The following is a 21,261-nucleotide window of genomic DNA, read 5'->3' as shown; positions in this document are numbered from 1 at the left end:
TTTTGTTCGGTGGCGTTCAGGCAAGCTGAGCGTATGCTTGTAAGAGGAGCCGATGATGAAAAACACAACCTATCTTACCGATGAGGATCGCTGGCAGGCTGTTCTGGCCCGCGATCCGCGTGCGGATAACCAGTTTGTCTTTGCCGTGCAGACGACCGGCATTTATTGTCGTCCGTCCTGCCGTGCCCGCCACGCGCTGCGTAAAAATGTCTGCTTTTATCCTGATGCTCACCAGGCCGCGCAGGCGGGTTTCCGCCCCTGTAAGCGCTGTAGGCCGGACCAGGTCGACCCTATGGCGCAGAAAAAGGCCAACGTTGCGCTGGCCTGCCGACTGCTTGAGCAGGATGCCGCGCTGAACCTGGAGGCACTGGCGCAGCAGGTTGGCATGAGTCCGTTCCATTTCCACCGCTTGTTTAAATCCGTCACCGGCATGACGCCGAAAGCATGGCAGCAGGCCGCGCGTGAACAACGCCTGCGTAGCCTGCTTGCACAGGGCGGTAAAATCACCGATGCCGTACTGGCCGCTGGCTTCCCGGACGGCAGCAGCTACTACCGTAAAGCCAACGGCGCGCTGGGCATGACGGCGAAACAGTACCGTAACGGAGAGGCTGCGGTCCGCTATGCCATCAGCGACTGCTCGCTGGGCCACTGTCTGGTGGCGGAAAGCGAGCGCGGGATCTGCGCAATACTGCTGGGTGATGACGACGCCGGGCTGACGGCTGAGCTGCTGTCACTGTTTCCGCTTGCCGTCCGCGAACTGATGGAAGGCGCATTTGCCGGGCGTGTTCGTCAGGTGATTGCCTCTGTCGACAGCCGCGCGACGCCGTTGACGCTGCCGCTGGATATCCGGGGTACCGCCTTCCAGCAGCAGGTCTGGCAGGCGCTGCGGGCTATCCCCTGCGGTGAAACGGCGAGCTATCAGCAGGTGGCGAAGGCCATTGGTAAACCCAATGCCGTACGTGCCGTGGCGGGGGCCTGCGGAGCCAACAAACTGGCGATAGTTATCCCCTGTCACCGCGTGGTGCGTAACGACGGTGCGCTGTCGGGTTATCGCTGGGGCGTAGCGCGTAAGGTGCTATTGTTGAAACGTGAGGCGAACAACCCGGAGGGATAATGCTCGATCTTTTTGCTGATGCTGAACCCTGGCAGGAGCCGCTCGCGCCGGGGGCGACGATCCTGAGACGTTTTGCGCTTTCCCGCGCGGCGGCGCTGTTCGACGGTATTGATACCGTCACCGCCCGTTCGCCGTTTCGCCATATGGTCACGCCGGGCGGGTATACCATGTCCGTGGCGATGACCAACTGCGGCGAACTGGGATGGGCGACGAATGAGCGGGGCTATGTATATGCCGCGAACGACCCGCTGACGGATCGGCCGTGGCCGCCGATGCCGGAGGCGTTTCAGGCGCTGTGTCACGATGCCGCCGTCGCGGCCGGCTATCCTGATTTTCGTCCCGATGCCTGTCTGATCAACCGCTATGCCGTCGGGGCAAAGCTCTCCCTGCATCAGGATAAGGACGAGCCTGACCTGCGCGCGCCGATTGTCTCGGTATCCCTTGGGCTGCCCGCTGTCTTTCAGTTTGGCGGCCTGCGGCGCAACGACCCGCTCAAACGGCTGATGCTGGAGCATGGCGATGTGGTGGTCTGGGGTGGTGAATCACGGCTTTTTTATCACGGTATTCAGCCACTTAAACCAGGCGATCACCCGGTGGCGGGGGCGTTTCGCTACAACCTCACGTTCCGCCAGGCAGCGTACAGAGAATAAAAATAAGAATTATTCTTGATGTGTGTGAAAGGCAGTTTACACTGCTGGCTGATTTTTCTTGTCCGGATTGCTCTGCATGCAACTACTTCTTCTTGTCTGGCGGCAGTATCGCTGGCCTTTTATCGCGGTGATGGCGCTAAGCCTTGCCAGCGCGGCGCTGGGGATCGGCCTGATTGCCTTCATTAACGTGCGTTTGATCGAAATGGTCGACACGTCACTCTCCGTCCTGCCGGAATTTCTGGGTTTACTGCTGCTGCTGATGGCAGTCACGCTCGGGTCACAGCTGGCGCTGACCGCGCTCGGCCACCACTTCGTTTTCCGTCTGCGCAGCGAGTTCATCAAACGGATCCTTGATACTCAAGTGGAACGCATCGAACAGCTGGGAAGTGCTTCTCTGCTGGCGGGGCTGACCAGCGATGTGCGCGCCATTACCATCGCCTTTGTGCGCCTGCCGGAGCTGGTGCAGGGGATCATCCTGACCTTTGGCTCGGCAGCCTATCTCGCCTGGCTCTCCAGCAAAATGCTGGCGGTAACGGCGCTGTGGATTGTTATTACCATCTGGGGCGGGTTCCTGCTGGTATCACGCGTCTATAAGCACATGGCGGTGCTGCGCGAAACGGAAGACAAGCTCTATAACGATTATCAGACAGTGCTGGAAGGGCGCAAAGAGCTGACGCTGAACCGCGAGCGCGCCGAACATATCTTCAATCATCTCTATATCCCGGATGCGCACGAATATCGTCATCACATTATTCGCGCCGATACGTTCCACCTGAGCGCCGTGAACTGGTCCAACATCATGATGCTGGGTGCCATTGGTCTGGTGTTCTGGATGGCGAACAGCCTGGGGTGGGCGGATACCAACGTGGCGGCAACGTACTCCCTGACGCTGCTGTTTTTACGCACGCCGCTGCTGTCGGCCGTTGGCGCACTGCCGACGCTGCTGAGCGCACAGGTGGCCTTCAACAAGCTGAAGAAGTTCGACCTTGCGCCGTTTAAGGCTGAGTTCCCGCGCCCGCAGGCCTTCCCGAACTGGCAAACGCTTGAGCTGCGTAACGTGACCTTCCGCTATCAGGATAACGCCTTCTCAGTGGGGCCGATCAACCTGACCATTCACCGCGGCGAACTGCTGTTCCTGATCGGCGGTAACGGCAGCGGCAAATCCACGCTGGCGATGCTGCTGACGGGCCTCTACCAGCCGCAGTCGGGTGAAATTTTGCTGGATGGTAAAGCGCTGAGCGCGGAGAAACCGGAGGACTACCGCAAGCTCTTTTCGGCGGTATTTACCGACGTCTGGCTGTTCGACCGGCTGCTGGGCCCGGAAGGGCAGCAGGCGGATCCGGCGCTGGTGGAGAAGTGGCTTGCGCACCTGCAAATGTCGCACAAGCTGGAGCTTCAGGATGGCAAAATCCTGAATCTCAAGCTGTCGAAAGGGCAGAAGAAGCGCGTGGCGCTGCTGCTGGCGCTGGCCGAAGAGCGCGACATCATCCTGCTGGATGAATGGGCCGCCGATCAGGACCCGCACTTCCGTCGCGAGTTTTATCAGGTCCTGCTGCCGCTGATGCAGGCGATGGGGAAAACCATTTTTGCCATCAGCCATGACGATCACTACTTCATTCACGCCGACCGTCTGCTGGAGATGCGCGACGGCAAACTGAGCGAGCTGACCGGCGATGAGCGCGATGCGGCGTCACGGGACGCGGTGGCGCGCACGGCCTGATTGCAATTGTGCCGGGTGGCCCCCGGCACACTCATTTTTCATATATGCCGTTTTTTTCTCCATCCCGACCCGCCGTTTATTCTTATTTACATATCCCCGCGCTATGCTTAACGCCAACTCATTTAATGGATTTATGATTGATGTCGGTATTAAAGAAAAACAGCGCCAGGCAGCGTGACCAGGAGCGTGCGCGGCTCATCTGGCTCCTGACGACCGATAAAGCGGTCACGTCAACGTTATTGGGTAAGCTAACCCTGGCTGAGCAATATGATGTCGGCACGCTGGCCGACGATATTGCTGAGGTAGGTGCGCTGGTTGCACATTTACCACCTCCGGATCTGGCGGACACCCTGGAGGCATTGCCTTCCGAGGAGCGCCACGCCCTGTGGCGGCTGGTGCAGGATCATGAGCGCGGTCAGGTGCTGCTTGAAGCCTCGGAAAACGTCTGGGATGACCTTATCGATGAGATGAGCGATCGGGACATTCTTGACGCCCTGCAAACGCTGGATATCGATGAGCAGATTTACCTCGTTCAGCATCTTCCGCGCAACCTGACCGGACGCCTGCTGGCTTCCCTGCCTGCCGAGGAGCGGGCGCGCGTGCGTCAGGTGATGCACTACGAGAAAAATAGCGTCGGCGCGATCATGGAGTTTGGCGTCATCACCGTGCGTCCGGACGTCACCCTGGGTACGGTGCAGCGCTATCTTCGTCGCCTGGGCAGTATGCCGGACAACACCGATAAACTGTTCGTCACCTCGCGGGATAAAACCCTGCTCGGGGAGCTGGAGCTGAAAACGATCCTGCTGAACAGCACCCAGCAGCGGGTAAGTGAGGTCATGGAAACCGAGCCGATGGTCTTCTCGCCGGAAGACGATGCCGAAAAAGCCGCGCGTACCTTCGAACGTGATGACCTGGTGAGCGCGGCGGTGGTGGATTCGGTGGGCAAGCTGATGGGGCGTCTGACCATTGATGAGATCGTTGACGTGGTCTATGAAGAGACCGATAACGACCTGCGTGCCCTTGGCGGTATCAGTGCCGAAGACGATGTTCATGCCTCCGTCGGCAAGGCCGTCAAAACCCGCTGGGCGTGGCTCGCCATCAATTTATGCACCGCGTTCGTGGCGTCCCGCGTTATTGACGGCTTCGAACATACCATTTCCCAGCTGGTGGCCCTGGCGTCGTTGATGCCGATTGTGGCGGGGATCGGCGGGAACACCGGCAACCAGACTATCACCATGATCGTTCGCGCCCTGGCGCTGGAAAACATTCAGCCGGGTAATTTTTCGTGGCTGATTTTCAGGGAGATGGGCGTCGCGCTGATTAACGGCCTGGTCTGGGGCGGCATCATGGGCGGCATTACCTGGTGGCTGTACGATGATATGGCGCTGGGCGGGGTCATGATGCTGGCGATGGTGCTGAACCTGCTGGTGGCGGCGATGATGGGCGTGATTATCCCATTGACGATGACCCGGCTGGGGCGCGACCCCGCGGTGGGGTCGAGCGTGATGATCACCGCCATTACCGATACTGGCGGTTTCTTTATTTTTCTTGGACTGGCGACGATTTTTCTTCTGTAGCCAGTGCTTTTTGCTTAAGTCGGGCAGGGAGGATGAACATCATCACAATCCCGCCCAGCACGCCAATCGCCAGGTTGCCGGTGGAAACCGTTGCCACAACCGTCACCAGCATCACGACGGTTTCAGCCACCGGCGCGTTTTTCAGCGTTCCGGGCTGAACGCTATGCCAGCTAAAGGTCTTGACGGCCACAATGGCCATAATACCCGCCAGTACCGCCATCGGGATTTTGGCCATCACCTCGCTGAGCGCCGTAACCAGCACCAGCAGTACGATACCCGCCGCAAGGGTGGAGATACGGCTTCTGCCTTTCCCCATCTCCACGTTAACGATGGTCTGCCCAATCATCGCGCAGCCCGCAATGCCGCCGTAGAACCCGGCCATAATATTCCCCACGCCCAGACCGATGCTCTCGCGGCGCTTGCTTGAAGGGGTAACGGTCAGTTCATCCACCAGCTTAGCCGTCAGTAGCGATTCCAGCAGGCCAACAAAAGCGATACTTAGCGCGCACGGCCAGATAATGCTCAGGGTTTCCAGATTGAGCGGCACCAGCAGTTGCGTAAAGCCCGGCAAACCGCCGCTCATGGAGCCTTCATCCCCTACCGTCGGCAGGATTTGCCCGCTGGTGACGGTGAACAAAGTCAGCAGCACAATGGCAATCAGTGGGGAGGGTACGCTTTTAATATAGCGTGGCACCCACAGCACAATCAGCAGCGTCAGCACGAACAGGCCTACTATCAGCGGGCTTCGGCTCCAGAAATGGGGCACCTGGGCAAAGAAAATCAAAATGCCAAGGGCGTTAACAAACCCGGTCATCACCGACTGGGGAATAAAGCGCATCAGCCGCGCCATTCCCAGCGCGCCGAACAGGATCTGAATCACGCCAGCCATCACCACCGCGGGCAGAATGTACTGTACGCCGTGTTGATGGACCATCGGGCCAATCACCAGCGCGACGGAACCGGCCGCCGCCGTCACCATGGCCGGACGCCCGCCGAGCAGGGAAAGGGCGAAACAGAGCACCACGGAGGCGATAAGGCTCACTTTCGGATCCACGCCCGCGACCACGGAAAACGAAATCACTTCCGGGATCAGCGCCAGCGCGGTAATCACGCCGGCCAGGGTTTCGCGCATCAGACGTTGAGGCGAACGTAAAACGGTGGCGACATGGCCTTCTTGGGGTACAGACGAGTGAGGTAATGACATAACAATTCGCTGGTAGGGGCAGGCTTCCGTGCGCGCGATCACAAAGTGCAGCATCATAGCCAGGAAAATCGTCGGGTGCCAGCCTGTATGCCAAAACCCTACAAACAATCCATCATTAAATTTCACAATTACAATAATTTCGTAACCTTTAAACAATATTTAAAAGTTGCTACCGTGCCACCGCAGCGTGTTTCACCTGTAATTTCTACGCATCAAGCACTATTCAACTAAGGCATAAATGATGAAAAAAATGACTGCCGTGCTCTTTTCTCTGGCCGTGGGGCTGAACGCCGTCTCGCTGGCGGCGAAGGCTGACGCACCAAAAGAGCAGGAAACGGATGTCCTTTTAATTGGTGGCGGCATCATGAGCGCCACGCTGGGCACATATCTTCAGGAATTAGAGCCGAACTGGTCCATGACCATGGTCGAGCGCCTTGATGGCGTGGCGCAGGAAAGCTCTAACGGCTGGAATAACGCCGGGACGGGGCACTCGGCACTTATGGAACTGAACTATACGCCGCAGAAAAAGGACGGTTCCATTAGTATCGAGAAGGCGGTAGAGATCAACGAAGCGTTCCAGATCTCACGTCAGTTCTGGTCTCACCAGGTGAACAGCGGTGTGTTGCACAATCCGCACTCCTTCATCAACACCGTTCCGCACATGAGCTTTGTCTGGGGCGATCAAAACGTCAACTTCCTGCGTGCGCGCTACGCTGCCCTGCAACAGAGCACGCTTTTCCGCGGGATGAAATACTCTGAAGATCACGCTCAAATCAAAGAGTGGGCGCCGCTGGTTATGGAAGGCCGCGATCCGAACCAGAAAGTGGCGGCGACCCGCACTGAAATTGGTACTGACGTTAACTACGGTGAAATCACCCGTCAGCTGGTGGCCTCTCTGAAGAAAAAAGAGAACTTTAACCTGCAACTCAGCTCCGAAGTGCGTGGTTTCAAGCGCAACGCGGATAACAGCTGGAGCGTGACCGTTGCCGATCTGAAAAACAACGAAGCCGAGCATGTGATTAAGGCGAAGTTCGTGTTTATCGGTGCTGGCGGCGCGGCGCTGAAACTGTTGCAGGAGTCCGGTATTCCGGAAGCGGACGACTACGCCGGCTTCCCGGTTGGCGGCCAGTTCCTGGTGTCGGAAAACCCTGAAGTGGTTAACCGTCATCTGGCTAAAGTGTACGGTCAGGCTTCTGTTGGTGCGCCACCGATGTCCGTTCCCCATATCGACACCCGTATGCTGGACGGTAAGCGCGTAGTGCTGTTCGGGCCGTTCGCCACATTCTCCACCAAGTTCCTGAAAAACGGTTCCCTCTGGGATCTGCTGAGCGCGACCACGACGTCAAACGTCAAGCCAATGATGGACGTGGGACTGGATAACTTCGATCTGGTGAAATACCTGATTAGCCAGGTGATGCTCTCTGATGAAGAACGCTTCGAGGCGCTGAAAGAGTACTATCCGCAGGCGAAGAAAGAAGACTGGCGTCTGTGGCAGGCGGGTCAGCGCGTGCAGATCATCAAACGCGATCCGAAAGAGGGCGGCGTGCTGCGTCTGGGTACCGAAGTAGTAAGCGATAAGGATGGCACTATTGCCGCGCTGCTGGGAGCATCCCCGGGGGCGTCTACCGCTGCGCCAATCATGCTACACCTGATGGAAAAAGTGTTTAAGGACAAAGTATCCAGCCCGGAATGGCAGGCGAAGCTGAAAACCATTATTCCATCCTACGGTACGAAGCTGAACGGTAACGTTGACGCCACGGAACAAGAGCTGGAATACACCAGCCGCGTTCTGCAACTGCAATACGTCAAACCGCAGGCTGCGGATGCTGCGCCAAAGGCGGAGCTGAAGCCGCAGGCGGAAAACAAGCCGGTGGCGGATATCGCGCTGTAAGCTAAACGCAAAACGGTAACATCCGTTACCGTTTTTCGTGTTTTCTCCCTCTCCCACCGGGAGAGGGTTGGGGTGAGGGCACCAGAACGCACCCTTTCCAGGTCGGGTAAGCGTGAGCGCCACCCGACTTATTTTTAACGAACTACTGCTTGTCCTACCGTCTCATCCGCCTTCCATACGCGATATTTCACATCCACGTTTTCCGGCGTATAAACGACAATCGGCAGCTTGCTGTTATAGCGCAGCAGACTGTTATCACCCAGATAGGCGGTGATAAATTTCTTCTCTTTCTTGCCGTCCGGGCACGCCATCATGGTGGAGACTGGCGAGGTTACTTTGTCGAAGACATAGTAGTCATAACCCCAGCCTTCCAGTGTTTTGCTTTCCAGTTGGCCGCCCAGACGATGCTGGTTGCAGTCCACTTCCAGCGTCTGGCCGATTAACAGCTCGACTTTGAAATTCCCTTCATTCTGCTGAGCCGGGAGCTGAATAACCTGGCGCTTCATCCCTTTGTCCGCTTGCGGATACGGGGCAACTTTTTCCAGCGGCTGCTCTTTTGGGGTTTCGCTGGCAAAAGCGCTGGTGCTGGCGCACGCAGCGGCGATAAGGGCGATGGCAAATTTAGGTGCGTTTTTCACTGTCATTCCTTTTTGTTAAAACGATCCCGGAAAGACTAACATAATGCATGTGAATGGTTGGCGTAATTTACTCACATTTTCATTTTAAACGGAGTAAAGCACTGCTTTTATGCTCTTTTATTGGTGTTTAATGCTGTGGTGGAGTCGGTGCAGAGATCGTGTTATTTTACGCGTTAATTATTGTTATTCATCTGTAAAGGGAGAAGAGATGGTACGGGAAAAACTGAAGACACCTGAAGGCCGCAAGTTCCTGCTGGCGTTACTGGTTGTGTTTATGATTGCTGCTGCATGCGTGGGGCGAGCAACCATTGTCGGCGTGATCGAGCAGTACAACATCCCGCTCTCTGCGTGGACAACCAGCATGTTTGTCCTGCAATCAGCGATGATCTTTGTTTACAGTCTGGTGTTCACCGTTCTGCTGGCGATTCCGCTGGGGATTTTCTTTCTCGGTGGGCGTGAGAAGCACTAAGCATTGTGCATGCGAAGACAGGCAATAAAAAACCAGCCATAACTGGCTGGTTTTCAATGTGTTTTTGGTCGGCACGAGAGGATTTGAACCTCCGACCCCCGACACCCCATGACGGTGCGCTACCAGGCTGCGCTACGTGCCGACGCATAAAAGGAATACTACTCGATTCCTTTTTGATTGCAAGGGGGAAGCAACGCTAACTGATTCATAAATAATCAGTTAGCGATAAAGCGCTTCTCGTCTGTCAGCACCTGCAACAGCAAGCTGAGCTGCGGTTTCTGGTCTTTCAGCTTCTCACCTTCGAGGCTGTACGTCTGGTAATTGCCGTTGCTGTTCAGCACAAGGGACAGCGTCGGCGTGGTCACCACCAGCGTGTTTTCGCCAGCAGCCGTGACCCAATTATGACGCCGCGTGGCGCTAAAGAGGTCTTGTCCCTGCGAGTATTCAATTGCCGGCGTGCTAACGTGCAGCAGCCGCTGCATTAACGTGGTCATGACGTCTTTATGGTCGGTCAGCATATTGATGCGTTGCGCGGGAGTGCCCGGCCAGTGGATCACCAGCGGGACATGCAGGTTCGGGCGCGACCAGTCCATGCCCTTCGCTTCGTCGCCGAGCGGCACGCCATGCCCCGCCGTGATAATGACGACCGTATTGTCCAGCTTGCCCGCGTCGCGCAGGGCGGTCAGCACGCGAGCGATCTGCGCATCGACATCACCCGCCGCACGGCTATAGCGGCGCGCGAAGCCTTTCTGATTGCTGTCATCAAGATTTGTGCCGTTAAACGCAACCCAGGAGAACCAGCGGTTATCTTCCTGTGCATAACGCTTCAGCCAGTCTATCCACTGGTCAGCAGTCCGATCGTCAGACTGGCTCTGCGCGGCTGGCAGTGAGAAATCAGACAGCAGCGCCTGGCGGTACAGCGAGCTGTTGAAACCATCAGAGGCGAACAGCCCCAGCTGGTAGCCCTGCTGATTAAGCCCGGTAATCAATGCAGCCGGAATACGGGCCGACAGCACGCCGTCCATATAACTCGGTGAAATGCCGTAGAACAGACCGAAAATACCCGCGTCGGTCGAATTACCGGAACTCATATGCTGAGTGAATACGATGTTGTTCTCAGCGAATTCAGCCAGGGCAGGCATTTGCTTCTCATAGCGAGAATAGTTCAGGCCATCGACGGTAATCAGCAGCACGTTCTGACCGCGCCCCATGTCGCGATATTTCAGATCGCTCAGGGGATACTGCACGCTGACCGCTTCCGGATTACCCTGTTCGACCAGACGACGCTGATACTCCTGCGCGTCCAGCAGACCGTGTTTTTCAAGGAAACGACGTGCCGTCATCGGATAGGAGAGCGGCAGATTCGCGCGCTGCATGGTAATAGGGCGGTAGAAGTTCGCATCTGCCCAGATATACATCAGGTGCGAACCGATAAATGAGGCGAAAAAGAGCGCCGCGACGGGCTTCGCATAATGTCGGCGTCGGGTCAGGCTGCGGAGCTTTTGCCAGCTCCACGTCGCGAACAACATTTCGATCAGCAGGATAATCGGCACGCTGATAAACATCAGCTGCCAGTCGCGGGCGGTCTCGTTCTGATCCGGGTTAATCACCAGCTCCCAGACGACAGGATTCAGGTGCAGGTGGAACCGGGTAAAGACTTCGCTGTCGATAAGCAACAGCGTCATGCCCGCCGTCGCAAGAATGGCGGACAGGAAGCGCATCAGCCGCTGCGACATGACGATAAACGTCAGTGGGAACAGGATCAGCAGATAGGTGGCGAAGACCAGAAAGCTAAAGTGACCAACAAGGCTCATCCACGAGTAGATACGCCCGGTTAACGTGGTTGGCCAGTCTGCCACAAACAGATAACGGCAGCCGAGCACCATCGCCAACAGAATGTTGAACAGGGCAAACCAGTGCCCCCAGCTGACCATCTGGGAGACTTTTTCACGGTAGCGCTGACGATTCGTCACCATAAACTGTTGTTCGTTTCCCTTAGTGTGCCTGGTCGTCGCTAACTGATGACTGCAAAGCCTGGGCGAAAGATTTGGCGATCGCCTGACGCTGAGCCGGAGCAACGCTGGTATTGATCAGGTTGGTAACCATATTTCCCAAAACCATCAGGGAGAGATCGGTTGGCGTTTTATGTTTTTCCAGTACGTTGACCAGCTCACTGAGCAGTTGTTCAACGTGTTCGTCACTGTAGCGGGAATGTTGTGGCATAAATCAAAATCAGTTTGTTGAGAGAAGGGCGACATATTACCGTAGCAACAGCTTTTTTTCCCCTTTTTTATCTTCTGTTGCACACATGCGTTGGTGGTGGTTGAATACCGCCCGGTCTAAAAGGAGAGTTTATCATGAGTCTGGAAATCAACCAGATTGCCTTGCACCAGCTTATCAAGCGTGATGAGCAAACCCTTGAAGTGGTGCTACGCGATTCGTTACTGGAACCAACGCCTACCGTTGTCGAGATGATGGCGGAGTTGCATCGCGTCTACAGCGCGAAAAATAAAGCCTATGGCTTGTTCAGCGAAGAGAGCGAGCTGGCGGATAGCCTGCGCCTGCAACGTCAGGGCGAAGAGGATTTCCTGGCATTCAGCCGCGCTGCAACCGGCCGTCTTCGTGACGAACTGGCGAAATATCCCTTCGCCGATGGCGGTATCGTCCTGTTCTGCCACTACCGCTATCTGGCGGTAGAGTATCTGCTGGTCACCGTGCTGAATAATTTAAGCAGCATGCGTGTGAACGAGCAGTTGGATATCAGCTCAACGCACTATCTGGATATCAACCATGCGGATATTGTGGCGCGTATTGATTTAACTGAATGGGAAACCAATCCGGAATCGACGCGCTACCTGACCTTCCTTAAAGGCCGCGTGGGCCGCAAAGTGGCCGATTTCTTTATGGACTTCCTCGGTGCCAGTGAAGGGCTGAACGCCAAAGCGCAGAACAAAGGTCTGCTCCAGGCGGTGGATGACTTTACCGCTGAGGCGCAGCTGGATAAATCTGAGCGTCAGACCGTGCGTCAGCAGGTTTACAGCTACTGTAACGAGCAGTTACAGGCCGGGGAAGAGATTGAGCTGGAGTCGCTGTCCAAAGAGCTGGCGGGCGTCAGCGAAGTCAGCTTCCAGGAATTTACCGCAGAAAAAGGCTATGAGCTGGAAGAGAGCTTCCCGGCGGATCGCAGTACGCTGCGTCAGCTGACGAAATTTGCCGGTAGCGGCGGTGGGTTAACCATTAACTTTGATGCCATGCTGCTCGGGGAACGTATCTTCTGGGATCCGGCGACCGACACGCTGACCATTAAAGGCACGCCGCCGAATCTGCGCGATCAGCTCCAGCGTCGCACCTCAGGCGGTAAGTAGCGGCCATAAAAAAACCCCGCAGAAGCGGGGTTTTTCTCGACTGGTTTGCGATTACGCGCGAACGAAGTCGATGTGAGACAGTTTTGGCTTGAACGGGTGACGCTGAACAGCCTGAACTTTCACTTTTTCTTCTTTACCGCCAACAACGATGGTCAGAACTTCGCTGTAGAATTCAGCTTTATTCTGCATGTTCCACACTTTGTCGTGATCCAGTTCGATTGCAACTGGAGCAGCTTCGCCACCGTAAACGATAGCCGGGAACTTGTTAGCGTTACGCAGGCGGCGGCTCGCACCCTTACCCTGCACGTTACGTACTTCTGCTTCGATAGTGAACATTGATTTCTCTCTGTATTTAAAACCCTGCTACAGGCGACCCAGCAGCAGGTGAGTGTTCTGCCTCACGGATGTGAAGCGGGCGGCATTTTATACTCAAATGGCTCGCGCATCAACGAAAAGTCCCGTTAACCGCGCAATTCGTTTGCCCGGCGAAAGCGTCCTTCATAGTCAAAGACCTTCTCACGCACCTGCCAGAACTGCCCTTTTTTACGGGCGACAACAAAATCAGGATGGCGCAGCAGCGCCTGCTGGCGCACGATATCGGCAACGGTTATCCAGCGCAGCGGCACGCCGGGCGTGCGGGTATGCGGGCGGATAAAGAGCTGTTCGAACGCGGTGCGCTGGGCGGGCGTCTGGACCCTGAACCGCTCGCTGACGTCTGCGCCGTCCTCGTCGTAATAGGTAATCTTTAGCCACTCGCCTTTTTCATCCGCACCGGGCTGTAAGACCATGCCGGAACAGCGCAGCACCAGCGCATCTTTCAGTTTCAGCGCCGCTTTCAGCATGTCATCCGGGTCGACCAACACCGTGTCACACTCCCGACAGCGGCGGGCAGCGATATCGTTCTCGGCGTTGCACTGCGGGCAGTTTTTGAAGCGGAAGCGGAAATCACACTGTTCGCGATGGCCTTCATCGTCTTCAAACCAGCCCTGACAGCGGCGGCCAAAATGTTCGATCAGCGTGCCGTCGGCGGTAGTTTTGCCCCAGAAAGTGTTGGCAAACCCGCAGGCCGGACAAAACACCTGTACCGGCACGTTGTCGCTCTTGCCTTTTGGCGTGCCCACTTCCGGGGAGTAGAGATCGTGCGGATTACCGGCATAATCGAGGATCAGACAGTCGGTTTTGCCCGGTGCCAGGCGCAGGCCACGGCCGACAATCTGCTGGTACAGGCTGACGGATTCGGTCGGGCGAAGAATCGCAATCAGGTCAACGTGCGGGGCGTCAAACCCGGTGGTTAATACGGAGACATTCACCAGGTAGCGGAACTGCTGGGCTTTGAAAGCCTCAATCAGGCTGTCGCGCTCCGGCCCGGGGGTTTCACCGGTAATTAACGCCGCGTCGTTGGTGGGCAGAAGCCCCGTGATTTCACGCGCGTGTTCGACGGTAGCAGCAAAAATCATCACCCCTTTGCGCGTTTGCGCAAACTCTTCAATCTGGCTGATGATATGCGGCGTGATCCGCTTCTGTTTTTTCAGCTCATGGTTAAGATCCGCCTCGCTGAACAGCCCGTTGCTCTGCGCCTGTAAGCGGCTGAAATCGTACTGCACGACCGGCATATCCAGCCGCTCCGGTGGCGTCAGATAGCCATGCTTGATCATGTAGCGCAGCGGAAGCTCATAGATACAGTCGCGGAACAGGGCCTTTTCATCGCCACGCACCATGCCGTGATAATGAAACTGATAAATCCAGCCCTTGCCCAGACGAAATGGCGTGGCGGTCAGGCCAAGCAGGCGTAAGTGAGGGTTCACCTCTCTCAGATGAGTGAGGATTTGCTGATACTGGCTGTCGTCGTCATCGCTGATGCGGTGACACTCATCGACAATCAGCAGGGAAAACTCGCTGCGAAACAGGTCCAGGTTGCGCGCAACGGACTGTACGCTGCCAAACACCACTTTCCCGTGGCTCTCTTTGCGCTTCAGCCCGGCGGCAAAAATATCGGCCTCCAGGCCGAGCGCGCAATATTTGGCGTGGTTTTGCGCCACCAGCTCTTTTACGTGCGCCAGCACCAGCACGCGCCCGCGAGCCAGGCGCGCCAGTTCGGCAATCACCAGGCTTTTACCGGCTCCGGTCGGGAGCACGATGGCGGCGGGTTCCCGGTGCTTGCGAAACCAGGCGAGGGTGGCATCAACGGCTTCTTGCTGATAGGGGCGTAGTGTGAACGTCATGGCTTCTCTATTCAGTTAACTCGCATATAGTATGCCACGAAACTTTTTCCCTTGAGTGGCGCAACCAGACCATTATACTGAACTGTTTCTGACTGCTTCTTTTTCGGACGCGTAGTCCGACTTCCAGCACCATTAAGGCTAAAAAGATTTCATGCGACTTGATAAGTTTATCGCTCAGCAACTCGGCGTAAGCCGCGCTATTGCCGGGCGTGAAATTCGCGCCAGCCGCGTAACCGTGGACGGCGACATTGTGAAAGACAGCGCTTTTAAACTCCAGCCTGACCACCAGGTGGAGTATGACGGCAACCCGCTGACCCAGCAGAATGGCCCGCGCTACTTCATGCTCAACAAACCGGAAGGTTACGTCTGTTCAACGGACGATCCGGATCACCCGACGGTGCTCTACTTCCTCGACGAACCTGTGGCGCACAAGCTGCATGCGGCAGGGCGACTGGATATTGATACCACCGGCCTGGTGCTGATGACCGATGACGGTCAGTGGTCGCACCGCATCACCTCCCCGCGCCATCACTGTGAGAAAACCTATCGGGTGACACTTGAGTCGCCGGTCTCGGATGACACGGCAGAGCAATTCGCAAAAGGCGTTCAGCTACATAATGAAAAAGATCTGACCAAACCGGCGGTGCTGGAAGTCATTACCCCAACGGACGTCCGTCTGACCATCAGTGAAGGCCGCTACCACCAGGTGAAACGGATGTTTGCCGCCGTGGGCAACCACGTTGTGGGGCTGCATCGTGAACGTATCGGCGCGATTGAACTCGATCCAGACCTGGCGCCAGGGGAATATCGCCCGCTGACGGAAGAAGAGATTGCCAGCGTCGGGCTGCTTTCACGCTAAATTCAGGAGAACCCTGTGACCACCAGGCCACACTCGTCGTTTAAAATCGTATTTATCCTTGGCCTGTTGGCCATGCTGATGCCGCTGTCTATCGATATGTATCTGCCCGCGCTGCCGGTGATTTCCGCGCAGTTTGGCGTACCGGCAGGCAGCGCACAGATGACGCTCAGCACCTACATTCTTGGTTTTGCGCTCGGCCAGCTCTTTTATGGCCCAATGGCAGACAGCCTGGGGCGCAAACCCGTTATTCTGGGCGGGACGTTGATATTTGCTGCGGCGGCGGTGGCCTGCGCGCTGGCGCAGAGTATCGATCAGCTGATCGTGATGCGTTTCTTCCATGGCCTGGCTGCGGCTGCGGCAAGCGTGGTGATTAACGCGCTGATGCGCGACATCTACCCGAAGGAAGAGTTCTCACGCATGATGTCGTTCGTCATGCTGGTCACAACCATTGCGCCGCTGGTCGCCCCCATGGTGGGCGGGGCGGTGCTGGTGTGGTTCAGCTGGCATGCGATTTTCTGGATCCTGGCGATTGCCGCGCTGCTGGCCTCGGTGATGATCTTCGTCTTTATCGATGAAACGCTGCCGGTCGAGCGCCGTCAGAAGTTTCACGTCCGCACCACGCTTGGCAACTTTGCCTCGCTGTTTCGCCATAAGCGCGTGCTGAGCTATATGCTGGCCAGCGGCTTTAGCTTTGCCGGGATGTTTTCGTTCCTGAGCGCGGGGCCGTTTGTGTACATCGAACTGAACCATGTGTCACCCCAGCACTTTGGTTACTACTTCGCGCTGAATATCGTGTTCCTGTTTGTGATGACCATTATCAACAGCCGCTTTGTCCGGCGGGTCGGGGCGCTGAATATGTTCCGCGCCGGGCTGTGGATCCAGTTCGTGATGGCTATCTGGCTGGTATTGAGCGCATTGTTGGGCGTAGGTTTTTGGGCGCTGGTGGTGGGCGTGGCGGCGTTTGTTGGCTGCGTCTCGATGGTCTCATCCAACGCGATGGCGGTGATCCTCGACGAATTCCCGCATATGGCGGGCACCGCCTCGTCGCTGGCAGGGACGTTCCGTTTCGGGATTGGCGCGATTGTCGGGGCGCTGCTCTCAATGGCGACGTTTAATACTGCCTGGCCGATGCTGTGGGCGATTGCCCTCTGCGCGACTTGCTCCATCCTCTTCTATCTTTACGCCAGCCGGCCCCGTAAGACGGCGCATAAATGAGCACTTAAGGCCCGAAACGGGCCTTTTTGTTGACCCATATCAACCAACCCTCGGTTCGTTTACCCGGTGTTTGTTTCTTTTATGTAAAATCTATTTATGTAAAAAGTCACATCATTGTATTTAAAAAGGTTGAGTTAGATCGCAGAAACGGGTACATATAGCGCCGACGCGAGCCTGCAACGCCTATAAAATCCGCTAAACAGTGCAGGTTGGCGATGATGTGTTACTATAAATGTAAATAAATTGTGAAGTAAATTTGCTTCCGGGGATCTGAACGTGAATACATTACAACTCTCCATTGTCCATCGCTTGCCCCAGAGCTATCGCTGGTCGACGGGTTTTGCAGGTTCGAAAGTTGAACCGATTCCGCAAAGCGTTGCCGGGGAGGATAATTGTCTGGTGGCGCTCAAGCTGCTTAGTCCGAGCGATGAAAATGCGTGGCCGGTTATGGAACGTCTCAGCCAGGCGCTGACGGACATCGAAGTAGACAGCTCCGTGCTGGAATGCGAAGGTGAGCCGTGCCTGTTTGTTAACAGCCAGGATGAATTTGCTGCGACCTGCCGTCTGAAAAACTTCGGCGTGGCGATTGCCGAACCGTTCTCCGGTCAATATCCTTTCTGAGTGCTAGTCAGCGGACAATAGCTGGCGCGTGTAATCCTGCGCAGGCGCAGTGAATACGCGCTGGCACTCTCCCTGCTCAACGACTTCTCCCTGCCGCAATACCACCACCTGATGGCAAAGCGCACGCACCACCTGTAAATCGTGGCTGATAAAGATATAGGCCAGCCGATGCTTTTCCTGTAGCCCCTTCAGCAGCGCCAGAATTTGCGCCTGCACGGTGCGGTCCAGTGAAGAGGTAGGCTCGTCCAGCACGATCAGCTCCGGTTTCAGGATCAACGCGCGGGCAATCGCTATACGCTGGCGCTGTCCGCCGGAAAACTCAGCCGGATACCGGTGCCGGGTCTCGGGATCTAAACCCACTTCCGCCATCACCCGCTTCACGTCGATTTCACGCTGTTGTGCCGTCAGCGCGGGCTGATGAACGCGCAGGCCCTCTTCAATAATCTGCAATACGCTCAGCCGCGGGTTCAGCGAAGAGTTCGGATCCTGAAAGACCACCTGCATCCGCGGGCGGACGGGCAGCATTTGCCGGCGGCTCAGGTTTTGCAGCGGCATGCCGTCAAAGAGAATGCTTCCCTGCGAGGCGATCAGGCGCAGCAGCGCCAGGCCGGTGGTGCTTTTGCCCGAACCGGATTCGCCCACAAGCCCAAGCGACTCGCCCGGACGCAGAGAGAAGCTCATGTTTTTCAGAACATGATTGTGATCGACCACGCGACGCAAAATGCCTTTGCGGATCGGGAATGACACCGACAGGTCCTCAACCTTCAGCAACGGTGCGCTGTCAGCGTTAAGCGGAACCGGGTCGCCAGAGGGTTCGCTATCGAGCAGGCGCTGTGTATACGGGTGCTGAGGCGCGCTCAGCAGGGCAGTTGCCCTGTTCTGTTCGACGCAGCGGCCGTTTTGCATCACGGCCACCGCGTCAGCGAGCTTTTTCACGATGCCCAGGTTATGCGTAATAAACAGCAGGCTCATGTTCAGCTCGTCGCGCAGTTCGCGCAGCAGTTGCAGAATTTGCGCCTGCACCGTGACGTCCAGCGCGGTGGTGGGTTCATCCGCAATCAACAGTTCGGGGCGCGTCAGCAGCGCCATCGCGATCATCACGCGCTGGCGCTCGCCGCCGGAAAGCTGATGCGGGAAATCGTTCAGCCGTTTCGCCGCATTACGAATGCCGGTGCGTTCAAGGCAGTCCAGAATTTCCCCCCGCGCTGCCTCTTTACGCATTCCCCGATGAAGTGACAGCACTTCATAGAGCTGTTTTTCCAGCGTATGCAATGGATTGAGCGACACCATCGGCTCCTGAAAAATCATGGCAATCTTATTGCCACGAATGCCGCGCAGGGTTTGCTCATCAGCGTTCAGCAGGGATTGTCCATGGAACAGAATATCCCCCTGCGGATAGCTAACCGGCGGGGAAGGGAGCAGGCGCAGCACCGACAGCGCCGAAACGCTCTTACCGGAGCCGGATTCCCCGACCAGCGCCAGCGTCTCTCCGCGCTGGATCTGCAACGATAAATCCGTCACCACCGGGCGAGATTCGCCCTGCTTTGAAAACGCAATCGACAGATTTTCTATGCTCAGAAGAGGCCGGGTCATGTCATACCGCCTTGTTGGGATCGAAGGCATCGCGCACGGCTTCGCCAATAAAAATCAGCAGGGAAAGCAGCACCGCCACGGAGAGGAATGCGGCGATGCCCAGCCAGGGGGCCTGGAGGTTGTTTTTGCCCTGCAACAGCAGTTCGCCAAGAGACGGTGAGCCCAGCGGCAAACCGAAACCAAGAAAATCGAGCGACGTCAGGGTGGTAATGGAGCTACACAAAATAAACGGCAGGAAGGTGAGGGTCGCCACCACCGCATTGGGAAGCATGTGACGGAAGATAATTGCGCGATCGCTCACGCCTAATGCCTGCGCGGCGCGAATATAATCGTAATTTCGCGTGCGCAGAAACTCCGCGCGCACCACGCCGACCAGTGCCATCCAGCCGAACAGGACGGTGATGCCTAACAGCCACCAGAAGCCAGGCTGTACTACGCTGGACAGCAGGATAATCAGAAACAGCGTCGGCATACCGGACCAGACTTCAATTACGCGCTGCCCCCACAAATCGATTTTTCCACCGTAATAGCCCTGCATGGCGCCCGCCACGACGCCCATCACGCTGCTAAAGAGCGTCAGAAGCAGCCCAAACAGGAGCGAGATGCGGGTGCCATAGAGGATGCGCGCCAGCACATCGCCGCCGTTGGCGTCCGTTCCCAGCCAGTTCTGCGAGGAAGGCGGGGAAGGGAAGGGGGTGGACGTGGCGTAGTTAATACTGTTCGCGCCAAAGCGAATCGGTGCCCAAAGCGCCCAGCCGTGCTCCGCGATCTGTTCACGTAACCAGGGATCCTGATACTCGGCTGGCGTCGCAAACGGACCGCCAAAATCGCTTTCGCTATAGGTAGTAAGCACCGGCACGTACCAGCGATCTTTGAAATGCACCAGCAGGGGTTTATCGTTGGCAATCAGTTCGGAACACAGACTTAAGGCGAACAGGACGGCGAAGATCCACAGCGACCAGTAGCCGCGACGGTTGTGGCGAAAGCGCGCCCAGCGGGCCTGATTGACGGGGCTTAAACGCAACATCAGCGGCCCTCAAAATCGATACGGGGATCGACCAGCGTATAGCTGATATCGCTGATGATATTCAGCAGCAGGCCGATCAGGGTGAAAATGTACAGTGTGCCAAACATCACCGGGTAATCACGGGAGACGGTGGCCTCATAGCCGAGCAGCCCTAAACCGTTGAGAGAGAACATCACTTCTATCAGCAGAGAGCCGGTAAAAAACATACTGATGAACGTGGCGGGAAAACCGGCAATCACCAGCAGCATGGCGTTACGAAAAACGTGCTTCCACATAATCTGCTTTTCACCGACGCCTTTGGCGCGCGCGGTGACGACGTACTGTTTGCGGATCTCATCAAGAAAGGCATTTTTGGTCAGCATCGTAAGCGCCGCAAAACCGCCGATAACCGTCGCCAGCACCGGAAGCGTGATGTGCCAGAAGTAATCGGTGATTTTCTGATACCACGGCAACGTGCTGAAATCCGCAGAGACCAGCCCGCGCAGCGGGAAGAGGTCGAAATAACTGCCGCCAGCGAAAAAGACAATCAGCAGCACGGCAAACAGAAATGCCGGGATAGCGTAGCCGATGATAATGAACGTGCTGCTCCAGATATCAAAACGGCTACCGTTGTAGACCGCTTTGCGGATCCCCAGCGGAATGGAGACCAGATAAATAATCAGCGTCCCCCACAGTCCGAGCGTGATGGAAACCGGCAGGCTTTGCTTGATCAAGGTTAGCACCGAGGCGCTGCGAAACAGGCTGTCGCCAAAATCGAAACGGACATAATCCCAGAGCATCCTGAAATAACGCTCGTGCAGCGGCTTGTCAAAACCATAGCGATGGGTGATCTCGGCGATCACCTCCGGATCCAGTCCCCGACCGCCCCGGTAGTGGCTTTCACTGATATTGCCCACGCCCGTCCGGGCATGGCTAGCCCCCATTCCTTCACCGCCGCCGCCCGGCATGCCGCCAGCGTGACCAAATTCTATGGCCGCAATCGCCTGGTCCACCGGGCCGCCGGGGGCAATCTGCACGATAAAAAAGTTAATGGTAATGATGGCCCATAGCGTCGGGATAACCAGCAGCAGCCTGCGGATAAGATAAGCGCCCATCG

General features: G+C 56.6%; 19 protein-coding genes and 1 tRNA gene. 10 read left to right on the top strand and 10 right to left on the bottom strand.

Features of this window, described 5'->3' with window-relative positions:
• The first annotated feature begins 55 nt into the window (after positions 1-55).
• The 4 genes from ada (at position 56) to mgtE (ending at position 5,061) form a co-directional block, all read left to right on the top strand.
• Positions 56-1,114 carry a bifunctional DNA-binding transcriptional regulator/O6-methylguanine-DNA methyltransferase Ada gene (ada, locus tag ACQG03_RS14680; protein ID WP_063163781.1) on the top strand — a complete coding sequence of 353 codons (1,059 nt, stop codon included), beginning with the start codon at positions 56-58 and terminating at the stop codon, positions 1,112-1,114.
• The gene (gene alkB, locus ACQG03_RS14675; protein ID WP_063150346.1) at positions 1,114-1,764 is read left to right on the top strand and encodes a DNA oxidative demethylase AlkB; all 651 of its coding nucleotides are present in this window, start codon (positions 1,114-1,116) and stop codon (positions 1,762-1,764) included. The genes ada and alkB overlap by 1 nt, the downstream gene beginning before the upstream one ends.
• A gap of 76 nt (positions 1,765-1,840) precedes the next feature.
• On the top strand, positions 1,841-3,484 hold the full coding sequence (locus ACQG03_RS14670; protein WP_003859392.1) for a multidrug ABC transporter permease/ATP-binding protein: 1,644 nt from the start codon (positions 1,841-1,843) through the stop codon (positions 3,482-3,484).
• Positions 3,485-3,624: 140 nt separating this feature from the next.
• On the top strand, positions 3,625-5,061 hold the full coding sequence (gene mgtE, locus ACQG03_RS14665) for a magnesium transporter (RefSeq protein WP_006811337.1): 1,437 nt from the start codon (positions 3,625-3,627) through the stop codon (positions 5,059-5,061).
• Here mgtE and ACQG03_RS14660 read toward each other — a convergent pair.
• Positions 5,024-6,319, bottom strand: a complete 1,296-nt coding sequence (locus ACQG03_RS14660; protein ID WP_045308675.1) for a SulP family inorganic anion transporter — start codon at positions 6,317-6,319, stop codon at positions 5,024-5,026. The genes mgtE and ACQG03_RS14660 overlap by 38 nt on opposite strands.
• 187 nt (positions 6,320-6,506) lie before the next feature.
• On the opposite strand from ACQG03_RS14660, the gene mqo reads away from it, so the two are divergent.
• On the top strand, positions 6,507-8,156 hold the full coding sequence (gene mqo / locus ACQG03_RS14655; RefSeq protein WP_058646988.1) for a malate dehydrogenase (quinone): 1,650 nt from the start codon (positions 6,507-6,509) through the stop codon (positions 8,154-8,156).
• Between the two features lie 134 nt (positions 8,157-8,290).
• On the opposite strand, the gene eco is transcribed toward mqo, so the two are convergent.
• Positions 8,291-8,800, bottom strand: a complete 510-nt coding sequence (gene eco / locus ACQG03_RS14650; RefSeq protein WP_032622478.1) for a serine protease inhibitor ecotin — start codon at positions 8,798-8,800, stop codon at positions 8,291-8,293.
• A gap of 202 nt (positions 8,801-9,002) precedes the next feature.
• Here eco and ACQG03_RS14645 point away from each other — a divergent pair, with 202 nt between their 5' ends.
• Positions 9,003-9,263, top strand: a complete 261-nt coding sequence (locus tag ACQG03_RS14645; RefSeq protein ID WP_006811332.1) for a DUF2534 family protein — start codon at positions 9,003-9,005, stop codon at positions 9,261-9,263.
• 65 nt (positions 9,264-9,328) lie between these two features.
• Here ACQG03_RS14645 and ACQG03_RS14640 read toward each other — a convergent pair.
• The 3 genes from ACQG03_RS14640 to ACQG03_RS14630 form a co-directional block, all read right to left on the bottom strand.
• Positions 9,329-9,405: transfer RNA gene (locus tag ACQG03_RS14640), tRNA-Pro, on the bottom strand.
• 73 nt (positions 9,406-9,478) lie between these two features.
• Positions 9,479-11,239, bottom strand: coding sequence for an LPS biosynthesis-modulating metalloenzyme YejM (gene yejM / locus ACQG03_RS14635; protein ID WP_022648735.1), 1,761 nt, complete (start codon positions 11,237-11,239; stop codon positions 9,479-9,481).
• A 19-nt stretch (positions 11,240-11,258) separates the two neighbouring features.
• On the bottom strand, positions 11,259-11,486 hold the full coding sequence (locus ACQG03_RS14630) for a YejL family protein (protein WP_001135586.1): 228 nt from the start codon (positions 11,484-11,486) through the stop codon (positions 11,259-11,261).
• 134 nt (positions 11,487-11,620) lie between these two features.
• Between ACQG03_RS14630 and yejK the strand changes: the two genes are divergently transcribed.
• Complete coding sequence (gene yejK / locus ACQG03_RS14625) at positions 11,621-12,628, top strand: nucleoid-associated protein YejK (RefSeq protein ID WP_017693031.1); 1,008 nt, start codon at positions 11,621-11,623, stop codon at positions 12,626-12,628.
• 51 nt (positions 12,629-12,679) lie between these two features.
• Here the strand turns inward: yejK and rplY are convergent, their stop codons facing one another.
• Together rplY and ACQG03_RS14615 are read right to left on the bottom strand one after the other, a co-directional pair.
• Positions 12,680-12,964: a 50S ribosomal protein L25 gene (gene rplY, locus ACQG03_RS14620; RefSeq protein WP_022648733.1), complete on the bottom strand. Its 285-nt coding sequence runs from the start codon at positions 12,962-12,964 to the stop codon at positions 12,680-12,682.
• Positions 12,965-13,089: 125 nt separating this feature from the next.
• Positions 13,090-14,850 (bottom strand): DEAD/DEAH box helicase, encoded by a 1,761-nt coding sequence (locus ACQG03_RS14615; protein WP_022648732.1) that lies wholly within the window; start codon positions 14,848-14,850, stop codon positions 13,090-13,092.
• A gap of 151 nt (positions 14,851-15,001) precedes the next feature.
• On the opposite strand from ACQG03_RS14615, the gene rsuA reads away from it, so the two are divergent.
• The 3 genes from rsuA (at position 15,002) to ACQG03_RS14600 (ending at position 17,545) form a co-directional block, all read left to right on the top strand.
• On the top strand, positions 15,002-15,709 hold the full coding sequence (gene rsuA, locus ACQG03_RS14610) for a 16S rRNA pseudouridine(516) synthase RsuA (protein WP_022648731.1): 708 nt from the start codon (positions 15,002-15,004) through the stop codon (positions 15,707-15,709).
• A gap of 15 nt (positions 15,710-15,724) precedes the next feature.
• A complete protein-coding gene (locus ACQG03_RS14605; RefSeq protein WP_022648730.1) occupies positions 15,725-16,924 on the top strand; it encodes a Bcr/CflA family multidrug efflux MFS transporter in 1,200 nt (399 codons plus the stop codon).
• Positions 16,925-17,200: 276 nt separating this feature from the next.
• Positions 17,201-17,545 carry a YejG family protein gene (locus ACQG03_RS14600; RefSeq protein ID WP_003859372.1) on the top strand — a complete coding sequence of 115 codons (345 nt, stop codon included), beginning with the start codon at positions 17,201-17,203 and terminating at the stop codon, positions 17,543-17,545.
• 3 nt (positions 17,546-17,548) lie between these two features.
• Here ACQG03_RS14600 and yejF read toward each other — a convergent pair whose 3' ends face one another.
• The 3 genes from yejF to ACQG03_RS14585 are packed head-to-tail and all read right to left on the bottom strand — an operon-like array spanning position 17,549 to position 21,259.
• On the bottom strand, positions 17,549-19,138 hold the full coding sequence (gene yejF / locus ACQG03_RS14595) for a microcin C ABC transporter ATP-binding protein YejF (RefSeq protein WP_032623895.1): 1,590 nt from the start codon (positions 19,136-19,138) through the stop codon (positions 17,549-17,551).
• A 1-nt stretch (position 19,139) separates the two neighbouring features.
• Complete coding sequence (locus tag ACQG03_RS14590) at positions 19,140-20,165, bottom strand: microcin C ABC transporter permease (RefSeq protein ID WP_063146219.1); 1,026 nt, start codon at positions 20,163-20,165, stop codon at positions 19,140-19,142.
• Complete coding sequence (locus ACQG03_RS14585) at positions 20,165-21,259, bottom strand: microcin C ABC transporter permease YejB (protein ID WP_003859369.1); 1,095 nt, start codon at positions 21,257-21,259, stop codon at positions 20,165-20,167. The genes ACQG03_RS14590 and ACQG03_RS14585 overlap by 1 nt, the downstream gene beginning before the upstream one ends.
• Between the last annotated feature and the right edge of the window lie 2 nt (positions 21,260-21,261).

It is taken from the genome of Enterobacter cloacae complex sp. 342H5 (assembly GCF_050030905.1).
In the GTDB taxonomy this organism is placed as follows: domain Bacteria; phylum Pseudomonadota; class Gammaproteobacteria; order Enterobacterales; family Enterobacteriaceae; genus Enterobacter; species Enterobacter intestinihominis.
The sequence above is the reverse complement of the archived record's forward strand: the minus strand, read 5'-3'. Positions and strand labels throughout refer to the sequence as shown.